General features: G+C 64.5%; 18 protein-coding genes, 1 pseudogene and 2 CRISPR repeat arrays. Of the genes and pseudogenes, 18 read left to right on the top strand and 1 reads right to left on the bottom strand.

What is annotated here, in order from left to right; genetic code table 11:
• The first annotated feature begins 1 nt into the window (after position 1).
• From BKN51_RS21340 to cas2e, 12 genes and pseudogenes are all read left to right on the top strand, one after another.
• Complete coding sequence (locus BKN51_RS21340) at positions 2–2437, top strand: DNA/RNA non-specific endonuclease (protein WP_101609307.1); 2436 nt, start codon at positions 2–4, stop codon at positions 2435–2437.
• 38 nt (positions 2438–2475) lie between these two features.
• The gene (locus BKN51_RS21335) at positions 2476–3075 is read left to right on the top strand and encodes an SMI1/KNR4 family protein (RefSeq protein WP_101609306.1); all 600 of its coding nucleotides are present in this window, start codon (positions 2476–2478) and stop codon (positions 3073–3075) included.
• Positions 3076–3150: 75 nt separating this feature from the next.
• The gene (locus tag BKN51_RS21330; RefSeq protein ID WP_233223633.1) at positions 3151–3657 is read left to right on the top strand and encodes a hypothetical protein; all 507 of its coding nucleotides are present in this window, start codon (positions 3151–3153) and stop codon (positions 3655–3657) included.
• Positions 3658–3864: 207 nt separating this feature from the next.
• The gene (locus BKN51_RS21325) at positions 3865–4074 is read left to right on the top strand and encodes a hypothetical protein (protein WP_101609305.1); all 210 of its coding nucleotides are present in this window, start codon (positions 3865–3867) and stop codon (positions 4072–4074) included.
• Positions 4075–4178: 104 nt separating this feature from the next.
• A CRISPR array of direct repeats spans positions 4179–4695; the repeat unit is 28 nt; unit sequence GTGCTCCCCGCAGGCGCGGGGATGATCC.
• Positions 4696–4935: 240 nt separating this feature from the next.
• Positions 4936–7773: a CRISPR-associated helicase/endonuclease Cas3 gene (locus BKN51_RS21320; protein WP_101613364.1), complete on the top strand. Its 2838-nt coding sequence runs from the start codon at positions 4936–4938 to the stop codon at positions 7771–7773.
• Between the two features lie 87 nt (positions 7774–7860).
• Positions 7861–9513 (top strand): type I-E CRISPR-associated protein Cse1/CasA, encoded by a 1653-nt coding sequence (casA, locus tag BKN51_RS21315; RefSeq protein ID WP_101609304.1) that lies wholly within the window; start codon positions 7861–7863, stop codon positions 9511–9513.
• The gene (casB, locus tag BKN51_RS21310) at positions 9510–10184 is read left to right on the top strand and encodes a type I-E CRISPR-associated protein Cse2/CasB (protein WP_101609303.1); all 675 of its coding nucleotides are present in this window, start codon (positions 9510–9512) and stop codon (positions 10182–10184) included. The genes casA and casB overlap by 4 nt, the downstream gene beginning before the upstream one ends.
• Positions 10185–10192: 8 nt before the next feature.
• The gene (cas7e, locus tag BKN51_RS21305; RefSeq protein ID WP_101609302.1) at positions 10193–11329 is read left to right on the top strand and encodes a type I-E CRISPR-associated protein Cas7/Cse4/CasC; all 1137 of its coding nucleotides are present in this window, start codon (positions 10193–10195) and stop codon (positions 11327–11329) included.
• The gene (cas5e, locus tag BKN51_RS21300) at positions 11326–12051 is read left to right on the top strand and encodes a type I-E CRISPR-associated protein Cas5/CasD (RefSeq protein WP_101609301.1); all 726 of its coding nucleotides are present in this window, start codon (positions 11326–11328) and stop codon (positions 12049–12051) included. The genes cas7e and cas5e overlap by 4 nt, the downstream gene beginning before the upstream one ends.
• A gap of 2 nt (positions 12052–12053) precedes the next feature.
• Entirely contained in the window at positions 12054–12725 is a 672-nt protein-coding gene (gene cas6e, locus BKN51_RS21295) for a type I-E CRISPR-associated protein Cas6/Cse3/CasE (protein ID WP_101609300.1), read from the top strand.
• Positions 12722–13675 (top strand): type I-E CRISPR-associated endonuclease Cas1e, encoded by a 954-nt coding sequence (gene cas1e / locus BKN51_RS21290; RefSeq protein ID WP_101609299.1) that lies wholly within the window; start codon positions 12722–12724, stop codon positions 13673–13675. Before cas6e ends, cas1e begins: the two co-directional genes overlap by 4 nt.
• Positions 13672–13866: pseudogene (gene cas2e, locus BKN51_RS21285) on the top strand (type I-E CRISPR-associated endoribonuclease Cas2e); the annotation flags it as partial. The gene cas1e and the pseudogene cas2e, both read left to right, overlap by 4 nt.
• A gap of 289 nt (positions 13867–14155) precedes the next feature.
• Positions 14156–14917: direct repeats of the CRISPR family, unit length 29 nt; unit sequence GTGCTCCCCGCATGCGCGGGGATGATCCG.
• Between the two features lie 790 nt (positions 14918–15707).
• Here the strand turns inward: cas2e and BKN51_RS44710 are convergent.
• Positions 15708–15833: a hypothetical protein gene (locus BKN51_RS44710; protein ID WP_255414898.1), complete on the bottom strand. Its 126-nt coding sequence runs from the start codon at positions 15831–15833 to the stop codon at positions 15708–15710.
• Between the two features lie 1709 nt (positions 15834–17542).
• Here BKN51_RS44710 and BKN51_RS21280 point away from each other — a divergent pair.
• The 6 genes from BKN51_RS21280 to BKN51_RS21255 all read left to right on the top strand — a co-directional run bounded on the left by BKN51_RS21280 (position 17543) and on the right by BKN51_RS21255 (position 26330).
• Positions 17543–18634 (top strand): Zn-dependent alcohol dehydrogenase, encoded by a 1092-nt coding sequence (locus tag BKN51_RS21280; RefSeq protein WP_168214580.1) that lies wholly within the window; start codon positions 17543–17545, stop codon positions 18632–18634.
• A gap of 249 nt (positions 18635–18883) precedes the next feature.
• Positions 18884–19489, top strand: a complete 606-nt coding sequence (locus BKN51_RS21275; protein WP_158255787.1) for a Type 1 glutamine amidotransferase-like domain-containing protein — start codon at positions 18884–18886, stop codon at positions 19487–19489.
• A 14-nt stretch (positions 19490–19503) separates the two neighbouring features.
• Complete coding sequence (locus BKN51_RS21270) at positions 19504–21957, top strand: tetratricopeptide repeat protein (protein WP_146044377.1); 2454 nt, start codon at positions 19504–19506, stop codon at positions 21955–21957.
• A 37-nt stretch (positions 21958–21994) separates the two neighbouring features.
• Positions 21995–23368 (top strand): FHA domain-containing protein, encoded by a 1374-nt coding sequence (locus BKN51_RS21265; RefSeq protein ID WP_101609295.1) that lies wholly within the window; start codon positions 21995–21997, stop codon positions 23366–23368.
• Complete coding sequence (locus BKN51_RS21260) at positions 23365–24720, top strand: aminotransferase family protein (protein WP_101609294.1); 1356 nt, start codon at positions 23365–23367, stop codon at positions 24718–24720. Before BKN51_RS21265 ends, BKN51_RS21260 begins: the two co-directional genes overlap by 4 nt.
• Positions 24717–26330 carry a carbamoyltransferase family protein gene (locus BKN51_RS21255; RefSeq protein ID WP_101609293.1) on the top strand — a complete coding sequence of 538 codons (1614 nt, stop codon included), beginning with the start codon at positions 24717–24719 and terminating at the stop codon, positions 26328–26330. Before BKN51_RS21260 ends, BKN51_RS21255 begins: the two co-directional genes overlap by 4 nt.
• Position 26331 lies beyond the last annotated feature (1 nt).

Genomic DNA, 26331 nt, shown 5'->3' with positions numbered 1-26331 from the left:
CATGACGCTCAACGTGCGTGTCGCGAAACCCCTCGCGCTCGCCACTATCCTGCTCATTCTGGTCCTCTGCAATGCCGCGCCCGCCAGTGCCCAGGTCTTGCCGCTGCCTCCGAACGAACCGCGGCCGTGCCAGCCGTATCCGCTGTGCCTGGTCGTCCCGGATCCCCGCGTGCTGCAGCCGACTCCGCCGAGCCTGGACCGCCCCGATCCGGACAGGCCGACGCTGCCCCTGCAGGACGATCCCGGGCACGCCGCGCACCTCAAGGGCATGTTCACCGTCGACGATGGCCATGGCCGCGACCTGCGCAACTACGACCTCTTCGCGAACTTGCCCTGGCTGGCCACCAATCCGATGCCGACGATCTGGCTCTGGCTGGCGAACATGGGCTTCGCCGTCGGCAAGTACGCGCTTGGCTTCGCTGTCTGGTTCACCGAATGGTCCATGACCGCAGGAGTCGTCGACTGGATCAAAGCGCCCGCCCAGGACCTGGAGAAGATCTGGCAGACCACGATCATCGGTGGGCTTAAACTCCGTGAACTGGCTCTGCTTATCGCCACCGGTTACCTCGGACTGCTGTTCACACGTGGCCTCACTACCCGTGCTTGGCGGGAAACCGTGTCCACGATCGCCATCAACGTCATGGCCATCGCGATCGTCAGCCCCTTCACGGGGGCGGACATCGACGCCGACTTCATCATCGCGGTCGCCAACCGCGCCAAGGACATCGGCGACACCCAGGTCAAGGCCGCCCAGGCCGCCGCCATAGATGCCGCGGCCCAAGCACAGCGCGCCGCCGACGCGGCACGCGACGCCGCGGCCGACGTCGCTCCCGCCTACCAGGCGGCCGCCGCAGCCGCCAGCTCGGCCGCGGACGCCGCTCGTTCGGCCGCGGCGGCGCAGCAGTCGGCCGCCGAGGCAGCGATCCATGGTGCCGCGGCCCGCAAGGCCGCCGCGGACGCGGACGCCGTCGACGCCAGCGCCCAGGCTGATGCCCAGGCCGCCCGCGCGGCGGCGAACCAGGCCGCCGCCGACGCCGCCCTCGCCGGGCGGCTGGCCGACCAGGCCGAAGCCGACGCCCGCGCGGCCCGCAAGGCCGCGAACGACGCCACCACCGCGGCCAACGAAGCCAGCGCCGCCGCCACCCGCGCCGAACACGACGCGGCCGCCGCGAGAGAAGCCGCCGCACAGGCCCAGCGTGACGCCGACGCCGCCCGCGCCTCGGCCGACCGGGCAGCGCAACACGCCCGCGACGCCGACCAGGCGGCCACCAACGCCGAGAACTACGCCAAAGACACCCAGGCCCGCGCCGACAACGTCGGGCAGGTCGCCCGGGATATCCAGGCCGAGCTGGCTCAGATCCAGGAACAGCTGCGGTTGGAGGACGAACAGCGGCAGCGGGAGCAGGCCGAGGAGGCCATCACCGACGACAGCGAGGTCCCCGCACTGACCGCGGAGGAAGTCGAGCTGCTCCGCACAGAGCAAGGGCAAGCAGGTGTCGATCAGTACAACCTCGCCCGCGCGGACTCCAACAAGCCTCTGCTCGACTTCATCGTCGCAGAGGGCGGGCAGATCATTCTCGACATCGTCGGCTACAACGACGCCAAAAAATGCTTCACCGAAGGCGATTTCATCGCCTGCGTCATGACCGTCATCAACGCCCTCCCCATCCTCAAAATCGCCTCGGTCCTCAGCAAGATTCCCGACGCAGTCTCCGCCGTCGTCCGCATCGTCAAAGGCATACGCACTTTCAAAGACCTCAAGATCGCCGGCCGAAGGATCGCCAACAACCTGCGCGACGTCATCCGGCAGCTCCGCAACTGCCACAGCGTCGCCAGCGACGGATTCGCCGCCGGCAAACCTTGCAAAGTCCTCGACAAAGAAGAGGAACTGAAGAGAGTCGAACCCCGGGTCGACCCCGAACCTGGACCCCGCCTCGACCCGGCCAAGGACAAGAAACGCGTCGACGACTGCGGCAACGGCACCATTCCCGCCGACCAGCCCGTCAACGACCCGCTGGAGCCCTTCACCTACCTCGGGGATCCCGCTTTGCGAGCGCGAGGCGGTATCACCTGCGTGACCAAATCAATTCAAAACACAGGAACCAGGGCCACTCCCGTCGGATTCGACGGAAGCACCATGCAACGCGGCCACCTCATCGCGGCCCGATTCAGTGGATCAAACTCCTTGATCAATATCGTCAACCAGTACAAGCGAGTCAACAATCCAGACGTCAAAGTTGTCGAGAACTCGATAGGCCGAGCGCTGGCTACAAATAAAGGAATAATCTATCGAGTATGGGTGCAATACCCATCGGGTATGGCCCCGCTTCCGCAGTGGATTTTCATCGACGCCATCGGAAACAATGGATACCGCTGCTATGCGACGATTGAGAACATTGTCGGCGGGGGTGCGGTCAGTAAGAGTGGGTGCTATTGATACAATACTCCCATTCGACGCCCCCCTAAAGGAGAGTTGTGAGTAAAAGCTCAGCAAGGGAACTGGTGGAGCGTCTCGCTCAAATCTCGGGATGGCGGGGCGAAATCGAGACCGCACGTGACTGGGAGTTCGTTGAACGCGAACTCGGCACATCACTGCCGGATGACTACAAGCAGTTGCTCTCGAGGTTCCCTTCTGGAAGCTACCGGAACGCGATCTGGGTTCGTAACCCTATCGACGCGCGCGTAGACCTTTCTGATTACATCGAAAACGATGTTCGCTCGGTGATCGATGTCATCGGGGACGAGGAAATGACCTACCTGGATGATGCCGACTACCGGCTATTCCCAGAGCGTGAAGGACTTCTTCCATGGGGAGATGACCTGCAAGGAGGAATGTTCTGCTGGGTGACCGGCCGCTCCGAACCAGATCACTGGCCGGTCGCCTACTACAACCAAGACCTCGACAAGTGGAAAGAAACCTCGAAGCCGATGGTCGAGATCATCCTCGAAGTACTCGTCAATAACGGTGAAAACAACATACTCGGCTGGAACCTGGACCACGAGCCAGCGGTCTTCAGGGTCCCCTCTGTACATCTTGGCAATGGAATATGGAAGCCGAATCCAGGATACGAATGACCTAACACGTGTGCGATGGATAGCAGGCAGCGAGGTGTGGCTAATATTGTGGCCGGTGCGGGCCAGGGAAAATCGATGACTTACTCCGAAATCCCGTCCCGCGTCGATGAGATCGACGCCCTGCTGGGCTGGCAACGGCAGTCCACCCCCCGAGAGGTCCTGGGCAACCGTGGAGCAGGATCTGGGTGTCACGCTGCTGCTTACCTGGTTCCCGGGTGGGTGTTCAGGCGGATCACGATCGACAGTCCGGTAGCCGGCGATCAAGCCTGGGGCGAGTACAAGTACGCCTTCGACGAACTCCTGCAGATCCTCGGCGACGAGGACCTCGAATACCTCGACAATGTCGACTACACCCTGTGCCCCGAACCCGGGGGCCTGCTCCGTGGGGATCCGATGGGCACGGTGGAACCTTCTGCTGGATCACGAGTTGCAGCGTGCGCGCAGAGTGTGTTCTCCATCGGCAAGGGTTTGTTCGCAGGGTACTGGTGGTGTCTCCAGTCGCCTGTGCGGCGAGCTTCTCGCGCCAGCCGCCATGCGGTTGGAGGGTTTCTACTGTTGGCAGTCGTTATCCCGCCTGGCTGAACTTTGCGGGAGTGCGCCGCGCTGAGCTGCGGTTCGATAGGTAGAGCTGGACGGTGGTCGCGCGGGTTGCACGGACTTGGTTTTCGGATTCGGCGGGCACATCGGGAGCGTGCGGACTATCTGCTGTTTCGTGGTTGTTCGGGTCTGGTTTTCGGGTCGCGGGTTGCGTCGGCTACCGGGGAGGTGCCGGTGCGCGAAGATGACCGCATGGTCGACTTGGTCAAGTTCCTGCGGGGCCGCAACGAGGATGGCAACCATGCCTACGCCGAGGTGGCCCACCGCTTCGGCGGTGACGTCCTCCTCGACAGCCACCTGCCGATGCTCGACCTGGTAGACATGCTGGCCAGGCAGTACGAAGCGACGGATCCGGCGGATGTACGCCACGCTGGTCTCGCGTACGCGAGACCAGCGTGCTAGTGCAGTCCCCAGCGGACACCGGCATGGATGGACGGTGCAGGATCCCCGCAGGCAAAACGAAGCAGTTCAGGCTGGGAGCGCGTTATCATCGCAGGTCAGCAAGTGTGCTCCCCGCAGGCGCGGGGATGATCCGTACACCCGCCCGCTGGTGGAACTCGGCGCCGTGTGCTCCCCGCAGGCGCGGGGATGATCCGATCTCGACCGGCCGTGGTCGGCGTGCATCTGGGTGCTCCCCGCAGGCGCGGGGATGATCCCGTGATCGATGGACCTGAGATCGACTTCAAGCCCGTGCTCCCCGCAGGCGCGGGGATGATCCGCCGGGCATGTCGATCTGCTGGCGCACCGTCATGTGCTCCCCGCAGGCGCGGGGATGATCCGCCGCAGTCGTCGACGGGGATCTCGGCGGTCGGGTGCTCCCCGCAGGCGCGGGGATGATCCGCGCTGGACATCGGCGTCGGCGACCACGTCCTGGTGCTCCCCGCAGGCGCGGGGATGATCCGGTGCTCGCCGCACCGGGGGCCCTGTACGCCTCGTGCTCCCCGCAGGCGCGGGGATGATCCGAGTGAGACATGCCCATAGAGCAGCCATTACTCGTGCTCCCCGCGAACGCGGGGACGGTCCGAACCAGCGCGGGCCTGGTCCACGTGGCGGTGTTCCGTGCGGGTGCGGAGATTATCGGGTACTGGCGGGGGATGACTTTTCGAGCTTTGGTGCTCGCGCACTATGGTGCCCCGAGTCCGAATTTCGGGTGTATCCATCGTTGTGCCTGTGAGCTGGCTACCGGAGTCGGTGTGGTCGCGATTTTGTCGGTGCCTCGTGCAATAGTGCGCCCTTCGTGTGATGGGGAGGGGAGAGGTGCTGATGGGGCAGGTGTCGTTGAGTGCTTCCGCGCGATCAGTGTGGGCGAAGTCGGTGGATGAGGCTGGTGATTGGTTGCCGTTGTGGCAGCACATGGACGATTCGGCTGATGTTGTGGCCGGCTTGTTCAGGAACTGGATACCGGCAAGCGTCGTGGGTTTGCTCGCGATGGAGTTCGACGGAGATATTGATCAGTGTCGGGCTGCGGTGAGGTTTCTTGCCGGTGTGCATGATCTGGGCAAGGCGACGCCTGCGTTTGCGGTCCAGTGCACGGTGCTGGCGCAGCGGATGGGTGGGCATGACCTGTACCTGCCGCTGAGTAAGTCGGAGCTGCCGGACCGGCATCTGACTCATCATTCTGTGGCTGGTCAGCATTTGCTGGTTCGATGGTTGCTTGAGCAGGGGTGGTCGAAGTCTGCGGCGCGGTCGTGGGGTGTGGTGGTCGGTGGCCATCACGGTGTTCCGCCTGCTGCGGCCGATGAGCGGGCCGCGAGACCACGTGAGGTTCCTTGGCTGTACGGAGAGGGCCGCTGGGTGGACGTGCAGCGGGAGCTGGTCGCGCGCATGGCCACGCGATCGGGTGCCTTGGAGCACTTGCCAGCGTGGGGTGAACGCGTGCTGTCAGCGCGGTTCCAAGTCCTTGTCACGGCCTTGGTGATCATTGCTGATTGGATTGCCAGCAACAGCGATTTGCTTGCCTTCCATGGTGATCGGCTGCCACCGGTGACTGAGGCGCCGGAGCGTGTGCGGCGGGCACTGGAGGTGTTGCGTCTTCCGGTGCCGTGGCAACCAGGTGCTGACGTGTTGGGCGTCGATGTTGCGGCGTTGTTCGCGTCGCGGTTCCAGCTGCCGGCGGGCGCGGGACCGCGACCTGTTCAGGCGGCCGCGTGCGAGGTCGCGCGGACGATGCCGGAACCGGGTCTGCTCGTGATCGAGGCGGCGATGGGGGAGGGCAAGACGGAGGCGGCGTTGGCCGTAGCGGAGATCATGGCCGCCCGGTGGGGCGCGGGCGGGTTGCTGGTGGCGTTGCCGACTCAGGCCACGAGCGATGCCATGTTCGCCCGGGTGATGGCCTGGCTGGATGCGATCGGTGCCGGCGAGCAGCAGGTGGGTGGTTCCATCATGCTCGGGCATGGGAAGGCGCGGTTCAACCGCTTGTTTCAGGGGCTGGTGCGGGCGGGACGTCTGGCTGGGATCGGGTGCGACGACCACGATGCACGGGGCGGGCACGCGGTGATCGCGCACTCGTGGCTGTCGGGACGGAAGAAGGCGCTGCTGGCCAATTTCGCGGTGGTGACGATCGATCAGTTGTTGTTCGCGGGGTTGAAAGCGCGTCATCTGATGCTGCGGCACTTGGCGTTGGCGGCCAAGGTCGTGGTGATCGACGAGATTCACGCTTATGACGCGTATATGAACTCGTACTTGACCAAGGTGCTCACCTGGCTGGGCGCGTATCAAATTCCGGTGGTGGCACTGTCGGCGACGTTGCCCGCCGGTCAACGGCGCCTGCTGGTGCAGGCGTACCTGCGCGGCCGCGACCGACACGCCGCTGCGGATCTTGCCTGCCTCGACGGCGATATCGGCTATCCGGCGCTGACGTGGACGTCCGGCGACGCGGTGTCGACGCGGACCGCGGACTCCTCCGGCAGAGCGACCCGTGTGCTGGTCGAGAGATTCGCCGATGGGCTCGATGATCACGATGAGCTGGTGGCGTTGCTGCGTGACAAACTCTCCCGTGGAGGAACGGCGCTGATCGTACGGAATGTGGTCAGCCGCGTGCTCGACACGGCCGAACGACTGGAAAAGGCGTTTCCCGGCGAGGTGACCATCGCCCACTCCCGGTTCATCACAGCCGACCGGGTCGACAACGACCAAGCCCTCTTGGACAGTTTCGGGCCACCGGATCGCGCGGTGACGAGGCCGGCGCGGCGTATCGTCGTGGCGTCGCAGGTGGTAGAGCAGTCGCTGGATGTCGACTTCGACCTTCTGGTTACGGACCTGGCGCCGATCGACCTGATCCTGCAACGGATCGGGCGGTTGCACCGACATCAGCGAGGCGCAAAACAGAACGAGCGTCCAGGACCGCTGCGTATTGCGCGGGTCTACGTCACCGGCGCGGACTTCACGCAGGCCCCGCCTGCCCTGGAACCGCTGGCCGAACGCCACGTCTACGGCGCACACGCCCTGCTACGTGCTGCGGCCGTCCTACAGGAACGGTTCGGAGCGTCCATCGAGCTGCCTGGAGACATCGCGCCACTGGTTCAAACGGCCTACGGGCCTGACGACATCGGCCCCGAGCAGTGGCGCGAGACGATGACCGCGGCGGCCGAACACTGGGAACAACGAACGGCGAATCGGGAAGACAAGGCCAAGACCTTCCAGATCACGGACCCGCCGATGCCCGGCACCACGATCAGCGGGTGGGTATCGGCCGGAGTCGGTGAGGCCGACGACGAGACCGCCCAGGGACAGGGACAGGTGCGTGACGGTGCGCCGAGCCTAGAAGTGCTGCTGGTCTGCGACGACGGGAGCGGCCAGTGGCGCACGCCATCGTGGCTCGGCGACGACGACGGAGGGCTGCCGATACCCACGGAACGGACCCCGCCGGATCACGTGGCGGAAGTGATGGCGTCTTGCACGCTCCGGCTGCCGCTGACCTTCAGCAACGCCGCCGCAGAGGACGAACTGTGGAAGGCAACACCACCAGCGTGGGAAGACTCGCCGTTGATCTATCGCCAGCCAGCCCTGAGGGTCGATCAGGACGGATGGGGCGAGATCACCGGTCGCCGCGTCCGCTACACCCCGGCGAGGGGGCTGGAGGTGTTCGACGATGCCAACTGATGAACGTCACTCGGGCTCGCAGACTAGCGGAGACACTCGTGCCGGCCTGCGTGTGAAGGTCGAAAGGTATTGAGGTGGTCGGAGTTGATGAGTAATGCCTCGAACAGCAGCGAATTTAATCTGCTCGACGAGCCGTGGATCACAGTGCTCCCGATCAAGGGTCGCGAGCGAGAGGTGTCGATGCTGGAGGTGTTCGAGCAGGCACCGCGGCTTGCGGTGATTGGTGGGGAAGTATCGACGCAGGCGTTCGCGATCACGCGTCTGTTGTTGGCGTTCCTGCACCGCGCGGTCGACGGGCCGGAGGATCAGCCAGCGTGGTCGCGGCTGTGGGACCAGACCGAGCTGCCGATGGAGCAGATCAAGAAATACGCCCATAAGGTGCGGTACCGATTCGATCTCTTCGACGAGCAGGCCCCGTTCTTTCAGATGCCGGGCCTGCGGACAGCGAGGAACGAGGTGTCCGGGCTGGAGAAGATCGTCGCGGACGTCCCGAACGGTGAGCCGTTGTTCACGACCCGGTCGGCGTCGGATCTTTCCCGGATCAGCGCGGCGGAAGCGGCCCGGTGGCTGGTGCACACGCACGCGTTTGACCCGTCGGGCATCAAGTCAGGCGCGGTAGGCGACCGCAAAGTCAAGAACGGCAAAGGGTATCCGGTCGGCCCGGGGTGGTCCGGGCAGATCGGTGGCGTTTTGGCGCAGGGTGCCACGGTGCGGGAGACGTTGCTGTTGAACCTGATTGCCCGGGACGCCGACACCTATGTCGGAGTCGGCGGGGCCGCAGATGTGCCGCCGTGGGAGCGTGATGTCGACGGCCCGGCCTGGTCCGAGGAACTTCCCGTTGCGGGGGCGATTCAGCTGTATACCTGGCAGACGCGTCGGGTTCGGCTGCAGGGTGGTCGGGACGGCGTGACGGGTGTGGTGCTGGCCAACGGTGATCGGATGCAGCCGCAGAATCGGCAGAATGTCGAGCCGCACACGGCCTGGCGCTACAGCGAGCCGCAGAGCAAGAAGGCCGGGCGGACGGTCTACATGCCGCTCGGGCACGACCCGGGGCGTTCGGTGTGGCGAGGGCTCGCGGCGATGCTGCCGTCGATCTCACCGCGACGGGATAAGGCCGGTCAGCCGGCGTCGTGGCTGGCCCCCGGCGTGCTGCAGTGGTTGTGCGATTTGGCCGAGAACGACCATCTGCCTGAGGATTTCGTGGTGCGGCTGCGGGTTCACGGCGCCGTGTACGGGGCTCAGAACGCGACGTTCGCGGAGATCGTCGATGACGTGTTGCCGATGTCGGTGGTGCTGCTTCGCCAGGACCGCCCGGACGCGGGCAGGACCGCTGAAGGCGCCGTCGGCGACGCCAACCAGGTGGCCGGATATGTGTGGCGGCTGGCGGAGAACCTCGCTCAGGCAGCCGGCGCCGGATCGCAGTCCGGCGCCGGGGACCGGGCCAGGGACACCTTCTACGCGGCTCTGGAGCAGCCGTACCGGTCGTGGTTGGCTGGGCTGCGCCCGCGGCAAGACCTCATCGCGGCCAGGTCCGCGTGGCAGGTGCTCGTCCGTGGCCTGTGTCAGCCGATCACGGCGGAGCTGCTCAGAAATGCTCCCACGGCTGCGTGGACCGGCCGCGAAGTCAACCAGCGTCTGGTGAACGTGCCCTTGGCCGAGGTCTGGTTCAACGCAGCCGTGCGCAAGGCCCTGCCGCTGGCCTTCGGCAGCTCGAACACTCCTATGGAGGTAGCGCGATGACCACGACCGACAGCGATTCGCCCCCTGGTACCGCGGAGCAGGCGCCGCGGCGGCTGGGCACGCTGGGCCACGCCCTGGACTGGCGTCTCGAGCGGCTGCAGCGGGAGTACATGCGCGGGTCACCGGCGGCTCGCGCCGATCTCGCTCGCCTGCGTCGCGGGCTCGGCAAACCCGCGGGCAGCGTTCCGGAGATCTGGGAGCTCACCGTGGGCGCCGTACCGACGACCCTGAGCTGGGACGGGGACACGCCCAGCTGGGCCGAGCAAGCCGCGCATGCCGCACTCACCCTGTATGCCCTGCATCAGCAGTCCTCGTCCGTGCCCGCACACGTTCCGGGCGTGTCGCTGGGGACAGCGGTCGGCCAGCTTCGGTTCAGTGACCAGCGCAGCGAAAACGCGGTGACGCGCCGGTTCATGGCCGCGGCGACAGCCGGGTCAATGGAGGGGGTGCTGACCCATGTCCGCGGTTTGATCACCCTGCTGCGCGGCGAACAACGCGGAATCGACTACGCCCGCCTCGCCGACGACCTGGCCCGCCTGGTCACACCCGGCCGAGCTCACGCCGTCCGGCTGGCATGGGGCCGCGCCTTCTACCGCACCACCCGCCCAGCCAAGGACGACGCCACCCCGGCCACCGACGCTCCTGTAACCGTTCCCGACACCGAGAAGTGAGGCAAACCATGAGCCGCACCCTGATCGATATCCACATCCTGCAGACCGTGCCCCCGAGCAATATCAACCGCGACGACACCGGCGCGCCGAAATCCGCAGTGTATGGCGGTGTTCGCCGAGCACGGGTGTCCAGCCAGGCCTGGAAACGCGCCACCCGGGTCGCGTTCGATGACCACCTCGACCGCTCCGAACTCGGAGTGCGCACCAAACGCATCGTCGAGCTGCTCGCCACCACGATCGCCGAACAGTCACCGGACCTGGCCGACCGCGCCAACGACCTCGCCGCCGAGACCATCCGGGCCGTCGGCATCGACGTCAAGGCCCCGAAAAAGACCAGCGCGGACAAGAAACCTGTCGCGGAAGCCGGCTATCTAGTGTTCCTGAGCCGCCGTCAGATCGAGAACCTCGCCGCGGCGGCGATCGACGCCGCCGGCGCCGACGATGCCCCGAAGGCGTTGAAGGCAGCGAAAGTCAAAGACCTCGCCGACCGGGACCACTCGGTGGACGTCGCCCTGTTCGGGCGGATGGTCGCCGACCAGGCCGACATCAACGTCGACGCCGCGGCCCAGGTCGCGCACGCGATCAGCGTGCACCCGGTGGAAACAGAGTTCGACTACTTCACCGCCGTCGACGACCTCAACTCCGACGAGGAGACCGGCGCCGGGATGATCGGCACGGTCGAGTTCAACTCCTCCACTCTCTACCGATACGCGACCGTCGATGTGAACCGGCTGGCCGACAACCTCGGCGATAAAGCGGCAACGCAGCGCGCGGTTCAGGCGTTCGTCGAGGCCTTTGTCAGGTCCATGCCCACCGGCAAGCAGAACACCTTCGCCAACCGCACGCTCCCGGAAGCCGTCATAGTGCAGCTCCGCGACCGTCAGCCGATCAACCTGGTCGGCGCGTTCGAGAACCCGGTCCGCGAACTCGAAAAAGGCGGACGAGTCAAAGCGTCCGCGGAAGCGCTGCGCGACGAGGCCCGCGAGATCGAACGTGCCTACGGCGAGCAGCCGGTCACGACCTGGGTCACCCGGGTCGGCACCGACACCGCCAGCCTGGACGATCTCGGTGAGAACGTCGCCTTGCACGACTTGCTGACCGCAGTCGGGAACCTGGTCGGAACACGCCTCGGAGAACAGTCGTGAGTGTGGTCGCGCTGCGTCTGGCCGGGCCACTGCAGGCTTGGGGATCTGGCAGCCGGTTCGTCCGCCGGGGCACCGACATCGCCCCCACCAAAAGCGGCATCATCGGGATGGTCGCCGCCGCGCGCGGTCTGCGCCGCACAGACCCGCTGGAAAAGCTGCTGGACTTGAGCTTCGGTGTGCGCATCGACCAACCCGGGCAACTCCTCCGGGACTTCCAGACCGCGCAGCGGCCCCGCCGCGACCGCAACGGCGACCTGGACTGGCAGTCGCTGCCGTTGTCGACCCGCTACTACCTCACGGACGCGACCTTCCTGGCCGTGCTGGAAGGCGAACGCGCACTCGTCGAAGGAATCGACGAGGCAGTGCGAGCACCGCATTTCCCGCTCTACCTCGGTCGCCGCTCCTGCCCGCCCGCCGGCCCGGTCGCGCTCGGCGTGTCCGACCAGTCCCTGCACGAGGTGCTGGAGACATGGCCATGGCTGGCGAGCAGCCGGGTGCAGAAACAACACCGCGAGCGCGTGGTGCGGCTCGCGACGATCCGGGACGCCGCACCGGACGAGACCACCGCGGAGTCCATGAGGGACACCCCGGTCAGCTTCGACCCGAATCACCGCGAGTATGCGTGGCGGTCCATCGTGCGCGACACCGTCGAGGTCCCCAACCCGCACGGCGTCAGCGACCCGGCACCCGAACACGATCCGATGACCGTGCTGGGAGGGTAACGATGTTCCTGACGAAAATGCAGATCAACCCGCGGCGACGCGGTGCACAGCAACTGCTGTCCTCACCGCAGGCCATGCACGCCGCCGTCCTCGCCGGATTCCCCGACGCCCGGCCCACCGAGGACGGCCGGATACTGTGGCGGCTGGACACCTACGCCACACACCGTGTGCTGCTGTTCATAGCCAGCCCGCACAAACCAGATCTGACCCACCTGGTCGAACAAGCGGGCTGGCCCACCACCCAGGCATGGCAGACCGCCGCCTACGACGGTCTGCTGGGCAGCCTGCGGGCCGGGCAGCACTGGCAGTTCCGGCTGACCGCGAACCCGGTCCGATCAGGCCGGCGCGAAGAATGGACCGAGACCAAACCACTGGGACACGTGACCGTCGAGCAGCAACAGCAATGGCTGCTGGACCGGGCGGAGCGGCTAGGCTTCCGGATCGCGCCCAGCAACGTCGGCGTAGGCGAGCCCGACCTGGCAGTGGTCGATCGATCGGTGCGCCGATTCGGCCGGGGCGGAGCGCCTGTGACAATCTCGATGGCCACCTTCAACGGACACCTTGAAATCGAAGATGTCGACGCCATGCGGCGGTCGCTGACCTTCGGCATCGGACGCGCCAAAGCCTACGGTTGCGGGCTACTCACCCTCTCTCGCCCAGGAGGGACCGGATGAGCACCGTCGGCAGACGCACGACAACACCGAAGGAACTGGTTCGTGCGGCCGACCGAGTGTCCTTTCTGTACCTGGACCGCTGTGTCGTCAACCGGGACAGCAACGCGATCACCGCAACCGACGAACGTGGCACCGTGCACATCCCCGCCGCGGCCGTCGGTGTCCTGCTGTTGGGACCTGGCACGACGATCACCCACCAGGCGATTGCGCTGATGTCCGACAGCGGCTCGACCGTGGTGTGGGTCGGCGAACGTGGTGTGCGCTACTACGCGCACGGTGTATCGCTGGCCCGCACTTCCCGTCTGATCCAGGCGCAGGCAGAGGCGGTGACCAACAGCCGGTCTCGGCTACGTGTCGCGCGGACGATGTACACCATGCGGTTCCCCGACGAAGACGTGTCCGAGTTGACAATGCAGCAACTTCGCGGCCGCGAAGGCACCCGCGTCCGCCGAATTTACCGGGAACACGCCGAGCGGACGGGTGTGGAGTGGACCGGCCGGTCCTACGACCGGACCGACTGGGACGCAGGCGACCCGATCAATCAGGCGCTCTCGGCGGCGAATTCAGCCTTGTACGGCATCGTCCACTCGGTCATTGTCGCGCTCGGATGCTCGCCCGCACTCGGCTTCGTCCACACCGGACACCATCGCTCGTTCGTCTACGACATCGCAGACCTGTACAAGTCCGACCTGACGATCCCCGCCGCCTTCGACATCGCCGCAGGAACGTCCCTCGACATCGCGGCCGACACTCGCCGACACGTCCGTGACGCCCTACACGGCGGCAAGCTTCTCCAACGCTGCGCCCGCGACATCCAACGTCTGCTGCTCGGAGACGAAACCAGCGATATGGACACCTACGAATACTTCGAGATCGACACCATCGCGTCGCTGTGGGACGAGCGACACGACCCGGTCCCCGGCGGAGTGTCCTATGGAGACCTGTCATGACGGTCATCGTTCTCACCGCCGTGCCACCGGGTCTCCGCGGCCACCTCACCCGCTGGCTGCTGGAGATCAGTCCTGGCGTCTACGTCGGATACGTCTCAGCCCGCGTCCGTGAGCTCATCTGGGAACGGATCGTCGAGTTCGTCGCCGAAGGCCGAGCTTTGATGGTGCACTCTGCCCAGGGAGAACAACGGCTCGAGTTCCAGGTACACGGACACGACTGGACACCTGTCGACTATGACGGCATCACCCTGATGCGCAGACAAACCACCCCCGCCTACGTCCCAGGAAACCCCGCAGACGTTCCACGCCGACGGCTGCGGACGGCTCGTCAGAGGGCGCCTCGACGCGCGACGAGACCGTCTGGAAACGGCGCAACGCCAGACGAAAATTCCGCAAGAAAGAGTAATCCTAGCCTGCCCGCAGCCAAACAAAGTGAAGCAAAACAGCTACCAGACGACGCTCCTTCGCAGGTCAGGAAGTGTGCTCCCCGCATGCGCGGGGATGATCCGGGAACAAAAACTATGCCTACCAGCCAGAACGGGTGCTCCCCGCATGCGCGGGGATGATCCGCAGCACGTCCCGCTCTCGGGTAAGGTCGGGAAGTGCTCCCCGCATGCGCGGGGATGAGCCGTCGAGTACGACGGCGACGGACAAGGCACCCGCGTGCTCCCCGCATGCGCGGGGATGATCCGGTCTCCGTCATCGAGTGCGGCCAGCGTGTCCAGTGCTCCCCGCATGCGCGGGGATGATCCCGCCGACCGGGAGTTCGAGCTGGCCGTGAGCCAGTGCTCCCCGCATGCGCGGGGATGATCCGGACCGGGTGCACCACGACCCGGCGAGGGCGCTGGTGCTCCCCGCATGCGCGGGGATGATCCGCAGTACGAGGGCAAGGTGATGTACCGGTGGGGGTGCTCCCCGCATGCGCGGGGATGATCCGAAGGCCGGCGAGTTCGCCTCATCGGTAGCCACGTGCTCCCCGCATGCGCGGGGATGATCCGGGCGGCATCGCACAGCCGTGGGGCACCGCGATGTGCTCCCCGCATGCGCGGGGATGATCCGCAGTACGAGGGCAAGGTGATGTACCGGTGGGGGTGCTCCCCGCATGCGCGGGGATGATCCGAAGGCCGGCGAGTTCGCCTCATCGGTAGCCACGTGCTCCCCGCATGCGCGGGGATGATCCGGGCGGCATCGCACAGCCGTGGGGCACCGCGATGTGCTCCCCGCATGCGCGGGGATGATCTGCTCGTCTTCAACACCGAGACGATCTGCTGGCTGTGCTCCCCGCTGCGGGGATGATCCGGGATCCTGGTTCGTGCGGTAGATCCGGATTTGGTGCTCCCCGCATGCGCGGGAATGATCCGCTTGCCCCCAGGCGATGGTAACCGGATTTAACGTGCTCCCCGCATGCGCGGGGATGATCCGACCGGCGGCGTCGGCCCGCAGGTCATCGCCGCGTGCTCCCCGCAGGCGCGGGGATGATCCGCCTTTGAGGACGGTTCCGGTCAGCTCGACAGGGTGCTCCCTGCATGCGCGGGGATGATCCGGCGATGCGGGCGCCGATGCCCAGGGCGATGAGGTGTTCCCCGCGTGCGCGGGGATGATCCGTGCCCTACGAGCAAGACGATGAGCAGAGGGACGTGCTCCCCGCATGCGTGGGGATGATCCGGCCGTGCCGTCACACCCGCCGGTCCCGTTGAAGTGCTCCCTGCAGACGCGGGGATGATCCGATGTACGCCATACGACCCCGTTGAGCACGACAGGAAAAACGGAGACAGAATGGAGCCCAGATCGACCGTTTGTAAACGCAAACATGATCTTGCACGTCGAGAAATTGCAGTTAGAAGCCCTGCATTTGCGATCTGTTTCAAGATCGCCGCAGTCGAACCCGCTGGCTTTAATCCGAGGGAATCTGCAGCGGCCAGGAGCGCCGACTCCGCACCGAGTCCGCCCCGCCCGGAATGGTGATGGTCATCGCGGATCTCCCCGGCGGAACGACACGGCAAGTGTGCGGCTTGCGCTGGCCTGCGACTGGTCAAGGTCGCGTGTCTTCTCCGTCGTCCGGGGTCGATCCAAGGATGGCGCGGATGATCGCCGCGACCGCGAGCAGCCCGGCGGCCAGGCCGACCTGCGACGTGTCGGACGGTAACGCTGTTTGCATTCGGTTCCGCTTCGGGCAGCTTCGAATCGCTGTCCTGGAATCAGGGTGCCCACTGCCGTTGGCAATTCACTGTAGTCACGCGGCTAAGCGCCAAGGTGCTCGATGGCCTGAGGTGTGTGACACCGGCCCGAACGTCGGTCTGCGGACTCGACGTCGGCGACGAGCTGATTGAAAGCGGCCACATGGTCGACGGTCATCGCCGTAAAGCCAGGGCTATGCCACGGCGTCCAGAACGCCGAGGATCCGCGCCCGCCGCCTATCCGAAAGCGCGCCGCACGCCACGCGGGCAAAGACCAGACTGCTCGCCTGGTCTTTGCCTCCCACTTGGGCGGGAACCGAGTCGCCTGAGGTTCTTGGGTCCAATCGGACTGGGTCTATGCGATCCGTCGTAGGGCTCTGATGACAGAACGGGCGTTGGTTTGCGGATCAGTTGGTTGTCAACTTCCCTGCCTATGATCGCGCTGGCTGTCTTTGCTCCTGGCTGGCTGTGCGCGGCTCGGATGGTGCGAGCGTTACGTGTCTGTCGACAGGCACTTCCGGCGCTGCATGATCAGCGGTACGACGGCGCTGATGACTAGTGGCCTCTCGTCGAACGATGTGCAGCCTGAAGGAGCTGCCCCTGTACCGAGAACAGATTGCACCCCGCTGTGCATCCCGGAGGAGCCTGTCCGGGGGCACCAACAGCAACCCCACAAGCCGATCCGGCGCGCTGCGCCGGGAGGTCTTGAGGGTTCATGGGTTCTACGATCCTTTCCGCCACCTGAGCGATCTCCGCCAGTTGGTCTGCCGGGAGTTTGATCGTGATTGTCGCATGTTCGCCGTCGTCGTGAACCACGATGGCGAGCTGGACGGCTTCGAACAGCGCCCGGAGGAGCTGCTCGGGCGCTTTGGCGAGATTCATCGCGAGGCAGGGGAGTGCGTCGATCAGGGCCTGCTCTGGTGGTTGTCTTTGATGAAGATCGCGACCCTGCGACCAGGTCGACTTGCTGTCGCTACTCCACGGTCGCATGCGTGGCGCGACCGTCGAGGAGATGTCCGGTCATGCCGGAGAAGTCATCTGCGCCGGACAGGCGTTCAAGGCATTAGCGACCGATCATGGGCGCGGAGACCCATCTTGCTGCGGAAAAAGAACTTTCACGCTGGACGATGTGTGTTTCTGTCATCAGTCATCTCTCAATGAGACAGTATGCGCACCTAAATTCGAATTTCAGTGGCATGCCGACGTTCGCAAACTCGCTCACGCGGCGTATCGGCGCGCCGATACCGTGAACTCGATGTCGCTTGTTCGAGTTCAATTTCGAACATATCTTGCGGTTGCGGTCTGGTTGAGGTATATGTCGGGCCAAGCCTGCGGTGGGCGCGAATTGAGGGCTCGCGACCGGGGGTCCATTCGCCACGTGCAGGTTGTTCGTGGGACGTTTGCGCGCCTCTGACAACGTCGTCGCACAACACGGTGAGCCCACTCTTCGCGGCGACGGACGGCAGCCGACAGGTTCGCGAAGCCCTTCGCCCGTGGTGAAGAAGCCTGCTAGGCTGGCACGCCAGGCCGCGCTATGGCAGTCGCATGACATCGAGGAGTGAGGCACCGGGGTATGAAACCAAAGGCGCCAGCCTTTCGTTTGCTTTGTCGTTTTCGGGTTATCGACGCTCCCAAGTGATTGGGTGAGAATGCCGGAGGCAATGGAGTGCGTACTAATGCGGCCGTGCTTATGGGGTCCAGGCAAAACTGGCAGATTGTTGAGCTGGAACTGGACGGGCCGGGACCTGGCGAGGTAATGCTCCGTATGGAGATCGCCGGGTTATGTCACTCTGACGAGCATCTCCGGTATAGCGAGGACGCCAGGTTCCCGATAATCGGCGGGCACGAAGGTGCGGGTGTCGTGGAAACGGTTGGCGAGGGCGTGACTGACGTCGTTCCCGGTGACCACGTGCTCTGCTCGTTCATTCCGGTCTGTGGCCGGTGTCGATGGTGCTCGACCGGGAGGTCGTATCTTTGCGATGACTCACCGTCCTCGACTGGCGCGATGACAGACGGTACGTTCCGGTTTCACCGCGACGGGCTCGCGTTCGGAGCGATGGACAGCTTGGGCACGTTCTCCCGGCATACGGTGGTCTCGGCGAGGAACTGTGTTCCATTCGACCGCACGGTGTCCTTCGAAGTCGCTGCCCTGCTGAGTTGTTGTGTTCCGACCGGCTGGGGCGCGGCCGTCCGAGTGGCGGAAGTGCGCCCGGGTGACGTGGTCGTCGTCTACGGCAGTGGCGCCGTCGGCTGCAACGTGATACAGGGTGCGAGGCTGGCAGGCGCCAGTCTCATCGAGGTGGTGGATCCCGTCGTAGGTAAGCATGAACTAGCGCGTGCTTTCGGTGCGACGGCGACTCATGCGGACTCCGATGGTGCTCGCGAAAGCATTTACGAGGCCACGGGCGGGCTTGGTGCGGACTCGGTCATTGTCGCGGCTGGCGTGGTGACCGATGATGTCGTCACGGCAGCGTTTGAGACTATCCGAAAGGGAGGAACGGTAGTCCTGGTCGGTGCCCATGACGTCGCATCGGAGTTGTCCGTGCGGCTGCCAGGTACGCTGCTCACCGTGGAGTGTAAGAAAGTGGTCGGCACTCTGTACGGGAACTGCAACCCGCTCAGCGACATTCCTATGCTTCTTGGGATGTACCAGCGTGGCGAGCTGGAGTTGGATGCACTGCTTTCCGCCCGGTACTCGCTGGACGAAATCGGCCAAGGCTACGCGGACATGCATGCGGGAAAGAACTTGCGCGGTGTGATTCAGCATGGCGAACGCTCCTGAACCTAGTACCCCGTGCCGGAGGTTCGTACGTCGGATCAACCCCCGCACTCACGTGCTCAGAGGCGGATCTCGGGAGTTTGGCCTCCCAGCACGCGAGATCCGCCTCCAAGCACGCAAGTCACGTCTCCGATCATGCGAGTTCGGCGAACGGGGTCACCGTGCTTGCCCACTTACTTACGACGCGAACTTCTGATTCGCGACACTGGAACAACTAGATCAAACAGAAAGAAGTACATGACTACTCGTCGAATGCTCCTCGTCTCCCTTGGTCTTGGCCGGGTTCCTGAATTCGTCAGTGGCGAGATCAAGGGCAAAGTCCTCGCCTTCGTCCCCACGGCCGCCACGCCGTATGAGGACCGGTCGTTCGTCGAACGCGACCGCATTGCCCTCGCGGGCATGGGTTTCGATGTCCGCGACGTGCCGCTGGAGGGCAAGAATGTGGAGACTCTGCGCGACGAGCTGGCCGAGGTCGAGGTCCTCTTCGTGGCCGGTGGGAATTCCTTCTACCTGCTGCAGGAAGTCAAGAGCAGCGGGTTCGACGTCGTACTAGAAGAGCTTCTCGATCGTGGTGTTCCATACATCGGCGCGAGCGCGGGAGCGATCCTGGTCGGCCCCGACCTGAGGCCGGTCACCACGCTGGATGATCCGGGTGCTGCTTCCGCCCTGAACGACATGACCGGGCTGGGGCTCGTCAACTTCGTTACGTTGCCTCACTACGGAGTTGAGAATTACCTGCCAGAATATCACTCGATCATCAAACGATATCAGGACGAACTGGATCTTATCCCGCTGCGTAACGACCAAGCCGTTGATGTGACCGGCAGCGAGCATGCCGTCGTCGACTCCGCAGAGTAGGGATGGTGGGGCGGGTGACTCTCGTCAAGTCCAACCTTCCCGCTCCTCGGTATCGCACGCTGATCGGCCAGCATGACATCGTGGAGCGGGCGCTCGACCTACTCGCTGGCCCTCCTGTCGATCGGCGTGTGTTGATCCATGGGCCCGCCGGCGCGGGCAAAACCTCGATCGCGAACGAGATCGGCATGAGGGTGGTCGGTGCGGCAGAATCGCCGGCAACCGGTTTCGCGGCCGTCATCTGGCTTTCCGCGCGGCCCGCGGTCTTTACCGCGGACGGAGTCCTGCGCTCGCCACTGGTGTGTGGCACGTTAAGCGACTTTATGACCAATATCTGCGTCGTCCTTGGCTCCCTGGAGATTCTGCAGGCGCTGCCGGAGGAGCAGCCCGCCATGTTGCAGGCGATGCTGGCGAGGCAACCTACGTTGGTCATCGCAGACGACATCGACGAAGTCGTGGACGAGCGGGTGCTGTCCTTTCTCGACTCGTTGCCAGGGCGGTGTGGTGTCCTCGCGACCAGTCGGATGCAGCTGAACTTCACGTACACGCTCAGGGTGTCCCCGCTTACGCGACCGCAGGCAGCTGAGTTGGTCGGCGAGCTCAATCGGGAAGGTGACGAAGCTTTTTCGGACGGCGCTGTCGCGCAGCTGTACAAGCTCTCCGGCGGAATTCCGCTTGCCGTTGTCTGGTCAGTAAATCTACTGCGGCTCGGCTACAGCATGAGTTATATTCTCGACCACTTCGGAACTACTGCAAGCGACCTGCTCAGGTTCTGTTTTTTCACGGCATGGGAATGGATAGAAAATTCTGCGGCCGCAGATCTGTTGATGGCGATCGCCTTGTTTTCGGCCGGGGCGCGGGCCGATATGGCCTACCGTGCGGCCGGGCTTGTCGAGGAGACGCCGGACGCCGAGTCTGCGTTGGTGCGTCTGCGCAGATTAGGGCTCGTTGAGCTGAGCGCTGACCGACTAATCCTGTTGCCGATGACGAGGACGTACATTATGGGAGTGGTCATGCCGCCACCAGGTGATCCGAACGGCGACGATATTCGTACTCGATGGGCCGACGCGCTCGCGACATATGTGAGGGAGAGCCTGGCGCTGTCACGCTGGCAGGACTGTTTCGACCGGATCGAGGAAGAGCGGGGCAATCTTGAGGAACTGCTCGCACTGGCGTGCACCCGGCACGGCGATGCCCTGCAGTTCCGGGCCGCGGTGCTGTACTCGGACATCAGCTACTACCTGTTCAGCCAGGGTTACTGGCAACTGCTGATCGAGCACGCTGAGTGGGCCCTGCCCGCCCTGCGAGAGCAAGAGCTTGGTGAGGAGTACCTGACGGTCCTGCTCACCTGGGTCTCCCGGGTGCACCTCCTGCGCGGCGACGACGAAAGCCGGGAAGCGTGCTTCGCCGAAGCCGAGCAGTACCTGGTGACCGTCTCCGAAGAGGAACGTCCGCTGTACGACGCGATCATCGGCTACAACCGTGTCACACAGCTTCGTGGCGATCCCGAACCGGATGCAGTGCCGACGCTGCGTGGAGCCGCCGAAATATTTCGGTCAATCGGACGCCATGAATGGCTCTCCCGGGCGGTCAACCGACTAGGCAACATCCTGTCCGCCAACCGCGACTTCGACGCGGCGATCATGGCGTTCAGCGAGGCCGTAGCGGTCGCGGAACCTTTCCAGGACTCCGCATGGGCGAAGGACATGACCGGTATCGGCAAGGGAAATCTTGGCGTACTGGCCAACCGTCAGCAGCGGCATGCCGACGCGGTCGTGCACCTTGAGGAGGCCAGGGAACAGCTCGCGCAGGCGCTTGACGACGCGATTGCGCTGATGGAGCTCGCGGTCGCGCATTATCATCTCGGCGACATCCGGAAGGCCGTGAGATTCGGCGATGCCGCGCAGGCACGTTCCGCCGATCTGAATCTCGGAATCAGCATCGCCGAGTCGGACCAGGAGTGGGAGCGGACCGTCTTGCCGCGCTTGCGGGAGGAAGCCGCGAACGAGGCGGAAGCGGACGACGGCACGTCACGGAAGCCTGAGCTGGACGATCTGGTGAGGCAGGCGGTGGACGGTGGTCTGCTCGAGTTGACCGGATTGGAGCTTGAGGACCTGCTAGGGCGGCAGTTGGAGGAACTGCTCCGGGCCAACGCGGTTGCACATGGGTCGGCTCCCCAGTGGGCTGCGGGGGACTTCGGGCCGCGTAACCTGGCTGCCCGGTTCATTGCCTCCCAGGCGGAAGTTATTCGTCAGCAGGTTTGCAAGCAAGACGGCACCGGGCTCAAACCGAAGTACGTACGAATGATGCAGCCAGGCGGTAACAAGGCCAGTGCGCTGACCGCCATGGCTGCCCTCTTGTACGCCGAGCTGCAACTGTCGGCCACCACGGTGGCGGCACCAGCGGTAGCTATCTATATCGCACTATGGCTACTCCACGGGAATATGGCGAGGTTCTGCGGCGAGTCCTGAACCAGTGGGCGGCATGGAGAGGTGAGCGGAGCGCTTGATGGCTGAGTACACAATAGAGCCGGAACGGTTGGTCGCAGGCCCAAAGCCAGCTAATCCATCGCTGATGCAGCAGGCACAGGCACTGGGACTGGCGCCACATGCGGGCACCGTGCTCCCGTTGACCTCCGCACTCGCCGATATCCGCCGACCACGTCTGGGCGCAGAGGTCCTGCGTATCCTGCGAGACGCTCTGGGCGAAGCCTTTCCGAGGATTGGGAGACCGAACGACTATGTGTCGTCCGCGCAGCTGCCCATCGATCGTCTCTGGCTTCCTGCCAGAGGCGAACACTCCGCCATTCCTTGGGAAGTGGCCTGCGACGGCGGTACCTGGCTTACTCTCGACCCATCCGTATCACTGGTTTACCGGACGCAGTGGAACGCTCGAGGTATGCCGGATCGGCTCGTGGCCGGGAGGCCGCGCGTACTGGTAGTGACCGCGATGCCGCGAGATCTCCCGAGTACCAACATCGAGCTGCAGCGGCGCCGGTTGAACGGGCTCGCCGAGCGCTATCCTGATGCGACAGCCATGTTCCACTGGTCGCGGAGCCGGAGTTTGGCAGCAATCCGCCGCGAGATCGGCGAACTCGGCTGCGACACTCTGCATGTCATCGCCCACGGGAGTGTGGGCAAAATTTTGTGGGAGGGCGATCACGGTGAAGTCATTGCCTACGACGCGGAGGAGTTCTGCCGCCTGCTCGCCGGACTACGGCTGAACCTGGTTGTACTTATGGTGTGTGACTCACACATTCCACCACAGCGTGGTGGTTCTCTTGCTACGGCCGTAGCGTCCCGCCTGGCCTACGCCACAGTGGGAATGCGTGCGGCGCTCGACGAGGGCGCGGCAGCCATCTTCGCGGAAGCGTTCTACGGGAGATTGTTGGCAGGCTCGACCACGCTTGATGAGGCCGTACGCGCCGGACGCTGCGCGTTGTACCAGGCGAGTACCGACGGCGAGGTCGACGGTAGTCAATGGGCGCTACCGACCGTGGTCTTCAGGGACACCGTAATCCGGTTCCGCCATAACGCGAAACCTCTCACTCGGCCGTTTCGCCGGCAGACCGCCGAACACACGGTCGCGCCGCTGGCCGCGCGGATCGTGCATCCAGACGGCAGGCACTCCATAATCGCTACGCAGGCGGCCACAATCGGGAGGAGCACTCACTCGGACATCTCGCTGCGGCACTGGTCCGCGCGCCCGTTCCATGCCGTGATCCGCTGGAACGGCGCCGGTTACGTGCTTTTCGACCTGGGAGCGGGACGGGATACGTTCGTCAATGGGACCGCGGTCAGAAGCATCGAGATATCAGATGGCGACCGGTTGGCCTTCGGTGGCTACCTCTGTTGGTTCGAGCTGGTGGGCGAACAAGCATGACTGAACCGTTCGGTGGCCTCCTGTACGGAGATTGGGATGGTACGTGGCCGGTGATCACCGGCGGCGACGGTATCTTCCTCCAAGACATGGAAGGAAGGAAGTATCTCGATGCGGTTGGTGGGTCGCACGTAGTCACCATCGGCCACGGTGTGGCGGAGATCGGCGGCGCGATGGCTGACCAGGCACGCCAGGTCGCCTATGCGAGCGGCAGGACGTTCGCAAACTCGGCTCAGTTGGAGCTGGCGGAGCTGATTCGGACGAGAACCCCCGAAGGACTGAACTGGCTCTACTTCACCAGCGGTGGATCCGAGGCCACGGAGATGGCGATACAACTCGCACGTCAGTATCACGTTGAACGCGGAGACAATCGTCGATACAAGGTCATCGGACGCCAGCACAGCTACCACGGAGGCACACTCGGCGCCGTCGCCGTTGGCGGGCATGCCGTCCACCGATCCCGCCTCGGGCCGTACCTGGACCGTCCACACCTGATCGCCTCGCCGGAATGCTTGCACTGCCCGCTCGCCCTGACCTACCCGGCCTGCGAACTGGCCTGTGCCGAGGACCTGGCACGAATGATCGAAGCCGAGGATCCCTTGACCGTGGCAGCGTTTATCGCGGAACCGATCGGTGGCACCACCAGCGGTGCGATGTCCCCACCCGCAGGCTACTACGAGGCAATCCGGGCGGTGTGCGACCAGTATGGCATCCTCTTCCTCGCAGACGAGGTTGTGACTGGATTCGGCCGGACGGGACTTGACTTCGCGATCCTGAACTGGCGGGCAACTCCCGACATCATGATCTGCTCGAAGGGAATCACCAGTGGCTACGCGCCACTTGGTGCGGTGATCGCACATGACGACGTGGCCGCGACGATCCGGGAGGGCAGCGGACAGGTCGCCTTGCGGCTGACCTACTCGGGAAATCCCGTGAGCTGTGCGGCGGGCCTCGCGGTGCAGCGCTACGTCGAGAAGCACGACTTGGTCCGCAGATGCGCTGCCATGGGCAAGTACCTCGAGCGGCGGCTCGCCGTGGCCTGTGGAACGTCGCGCTTCCTGGCCGGGGTACGGGGTGCCGGTCTCTTGCTCGCTGTGTGGCTGGCTCAAGACCCGGCCACAGGGCGACCGTTCCCCCGCGCGGCACGAGCGCAGGAACGAGTGATCGCCGAGGGAATGCGACGAGGCATCGTTCTCATGGGCGGAACGGGGACGGCGAACTCGGTCGAAGGTGACCATATTCTCGTCTCGCCACCGTTCACGATTACCGAGCTGGAATGCGATCTTCTGGTCGAACTGCTCACGGACACCGTTTCGGCCGCGCTTTCCGATGTCAATAAGGAGAGGGGTCGGTGACGCTCATCGTCGTTGGGCTGAGCGTGGGTCATGACTGTGGCGCAGCGCTTATGGTTGACGGAAACGTGGTGGTGGCGATCTCGGAGGAACGGATCGACCGGCATCGCCATTCCAGTGGGTGGACGGCATCGCTGCGGTACTGCCTCAAGTACGCGGGATTCCGGGTCGACGACGTAGACCAATTCGTGTTCAGCAGCGGAGGTGCCTGTCTTCCTGACGGCTTTCACGGCGGGCTCGCAACGTTCGGGGTCCCACCTGAACGAGTTGTCACGGTAGATCATCATCTTTCTCACGCCATTGGCGCTTATTGCCTGTCCGGATACGCCGAGTCCGCCGTATTGGTCCTCGACGCCGTCGGTAATAACGAGGACACGGAGAGCTTCTACTTCGCGTCCCGCTCGGGCATCGTCAGACTCAACCCGGTGGCGCCCACGCGACCGCGGTACAAAGGGATCGGGTCCACTTATGAGGCGTTCACCAACTTCCTCGGCTTCAACGACGAAGAGTCCGGTAAGACCATGGCGTTGGCGGCGTACGGTGACCGCGAGCGGTTTCGGGCCCCGCTGTTCGACCTGACCGGCGGCGGCGTGAAGTCGCGCCTCGAACAGACTCATCAATGGGGAGTGGCCGAGTTCGCCAGCCGCAGCGGCTTGGACTTCGGAGACTTGTACCCCTCGGACAGGACGGTTGCGTCCCGGGATATCGCCGCGTTCGTCCAGCGACAGACTGAAATGGCATTGGTGCATTTAGTGGGCGAGGTCATCGACAGGACAAAGGCGAGCGCGTTGTGCCTTTCTGGCGGTGTTGCCTTGAACTGCGTGGCTAACAGCCGTGTCCGGGCCGCGTATCCTGATTTGAGGCTGTTTATCCTGCCACCCGCATCGGACAGCGGCCAGCCGCTCGGCAACGCGTTGTACGGTCACTGGAAACTTACCGGAGAGTTCCCTGTGGTGGGCACGTTGGCTTCCGCCTTCGGCCGAGAGTACGACGACGACGACACTCTCGCGGCGTTGCGGAAGGATTCGCTGACACTTTCGTACGGTCGGCTGTACCGTTATCGGCACCGCTACTACAAAGACACCGACCCTGCGGCGGTGGCGGCACAGCTGCTAGCCGATGGGAACGTAGTCGGTTGGTTTCAGGGCGGCAGTGAACTCGGGCCTCGCGCGCTCGGTCAGCGGAGCATACTGGCTGACCCACGCAACCCAAACATACGCGACGTGTTGAACGCCAAGGTGAAGAAGAGGGAATGGTTCCGGCCGTTCTCGCCTAGCATCCTCGTGGAGTCCGCGTACCAATTCGTCGGTGATTCGGTGAGCAGGCCGTTCATGGTGGAGAGCCCTGGCATCGAGGCGAACCGGCGTGTCGAGATACCTGGTGCTGTCCACGTGGACGGCAGCGCGCGCGTTCAGACCGTGCACCGATCGCAAGGGCGTTTTCACGACCTGATCGAGAAATTCGCGGAGCTGACGGGAGTTCCCGCAGTCGTTAACACTTCGTTCAACGTTAAGGAGCCCATAGTGGAGACACCGGGTAATGCCCTGGGAACCTACCTCGCGAGTGAGATCGACTACCTCATACTCGGCGACTACGTCGTGGCCAAGGGCTGAA

The organism is Amycolatopsis sp. BJA-103 (genome assembly GCF_002849735.1).
Classification (GTDB): Bacteria; Actinomycetota; Actinomycetes; order Mycobacteriales; family Pseudonocardiaceae; genus Amycolatopsis.
This window is presented reverse-complemented; position numbering and strand designations above follow the sequence as displayed.

Excerpts from the sequence above, each read along its gene's own strand:
- BKN51_RS21275 (WP_158255787.1), top strand. The coding sequence starts at position 18,884 with ATGCTCCTCGTCTCCCTTGGTCTTGGCCGGGTTCCTGAATTCGTCAGT.
- BKN51_RS44710 (WP_255414898.1), bottom strand. The coding sequence starts at position 15,833 with ATGCAAACAGCGTTACCGTCCGACACGTCGCAGGTCGGCCTGGCCGCC.
- BKN51_RS21325 (WP_101609305.1), top strand. The coding sequence starts at position 3,865 with ATGGTCGACTTGGTCAAGTTCCTGCGGGGCCGCAACGAGGATGGCAAC.
- BKN51_RS21260 (WP_101609294.1), top strand. The coding sequence starts at position 23,365 with ATGACTGAACCGTTCGGTGGCCTCCTGTACGGAGATTGGGATGGTACG.
- BKN51_RS21330 (WP_233223633.1), top strand. The coding sequence starts at position 3,151 with ATGACTTACTCCGAAATCCCGTCCCGCGTCGATGAGATCGACGCCCTG.
- BKN51_RS21340 (WP_101609307.1), top strand. The coding sequence starts at position 2 with ATGACGCTCAACGTGCGTGTCGCGAAACCCCTCGCGCTCGCCACTATC.
- cas7e (WP_101609302.1), top strand. The coding sequence starts at position 10,193 with ATGAGCCGCACCCTGATCGATATCCACATCCTGCAGACCGTGCCCCCG.
- casB (WP_101609303.1), top strand. The coding sequence starts at position 9,510 with ATGACCACGACCGACAGCGATTCGCCCCCTGGTACCGCGGAGCAGGCG.
- cas1e (WP_101609299.1), top strand. The coding sequence starts at position 12,722 with ATGAGCACCGTCGGCAGACGCACGACAACACCGAAGGAACTGGTTCGT.
- BKN51_RS21320 (WP_101613364.1), top strand. The coding sequence starts at position 4,936 with ATGGGGCAGGTGTCGTTGAGTGCTTCCGCGCGATCAGTGTGGGCGAAG.
- BKN51_RS21265 (WP_101609295.1), top strand. The coding sequence starts at position 21,995 with ATGGCTGAGTACACAATAGAGCCGGAACGGTTGGTCGCAGGCCCAAAG.
- BKN51_RS21280 (WP_168214580.1), top strand. The coding sequence starts at position 17,543 with ATGGGGTCCAGGCAAAACTGGCAGATTGTTGAGCTGGAACTGGACGGG.
- cas6e (WP_101609300.1), top strand. The coding sequence starts at position 12,054 with ATGTTCCTGACGAAAATGCAGATCAACCCGCGGCGACGCGGTGCACAG.
- casA (WP_101609304.1), top strand. The coding sequence starts at position 7,861 with ATGAGTAATGCCTCGAACAGCAGCGAATTTAATCTGCTCGACGAGCCG.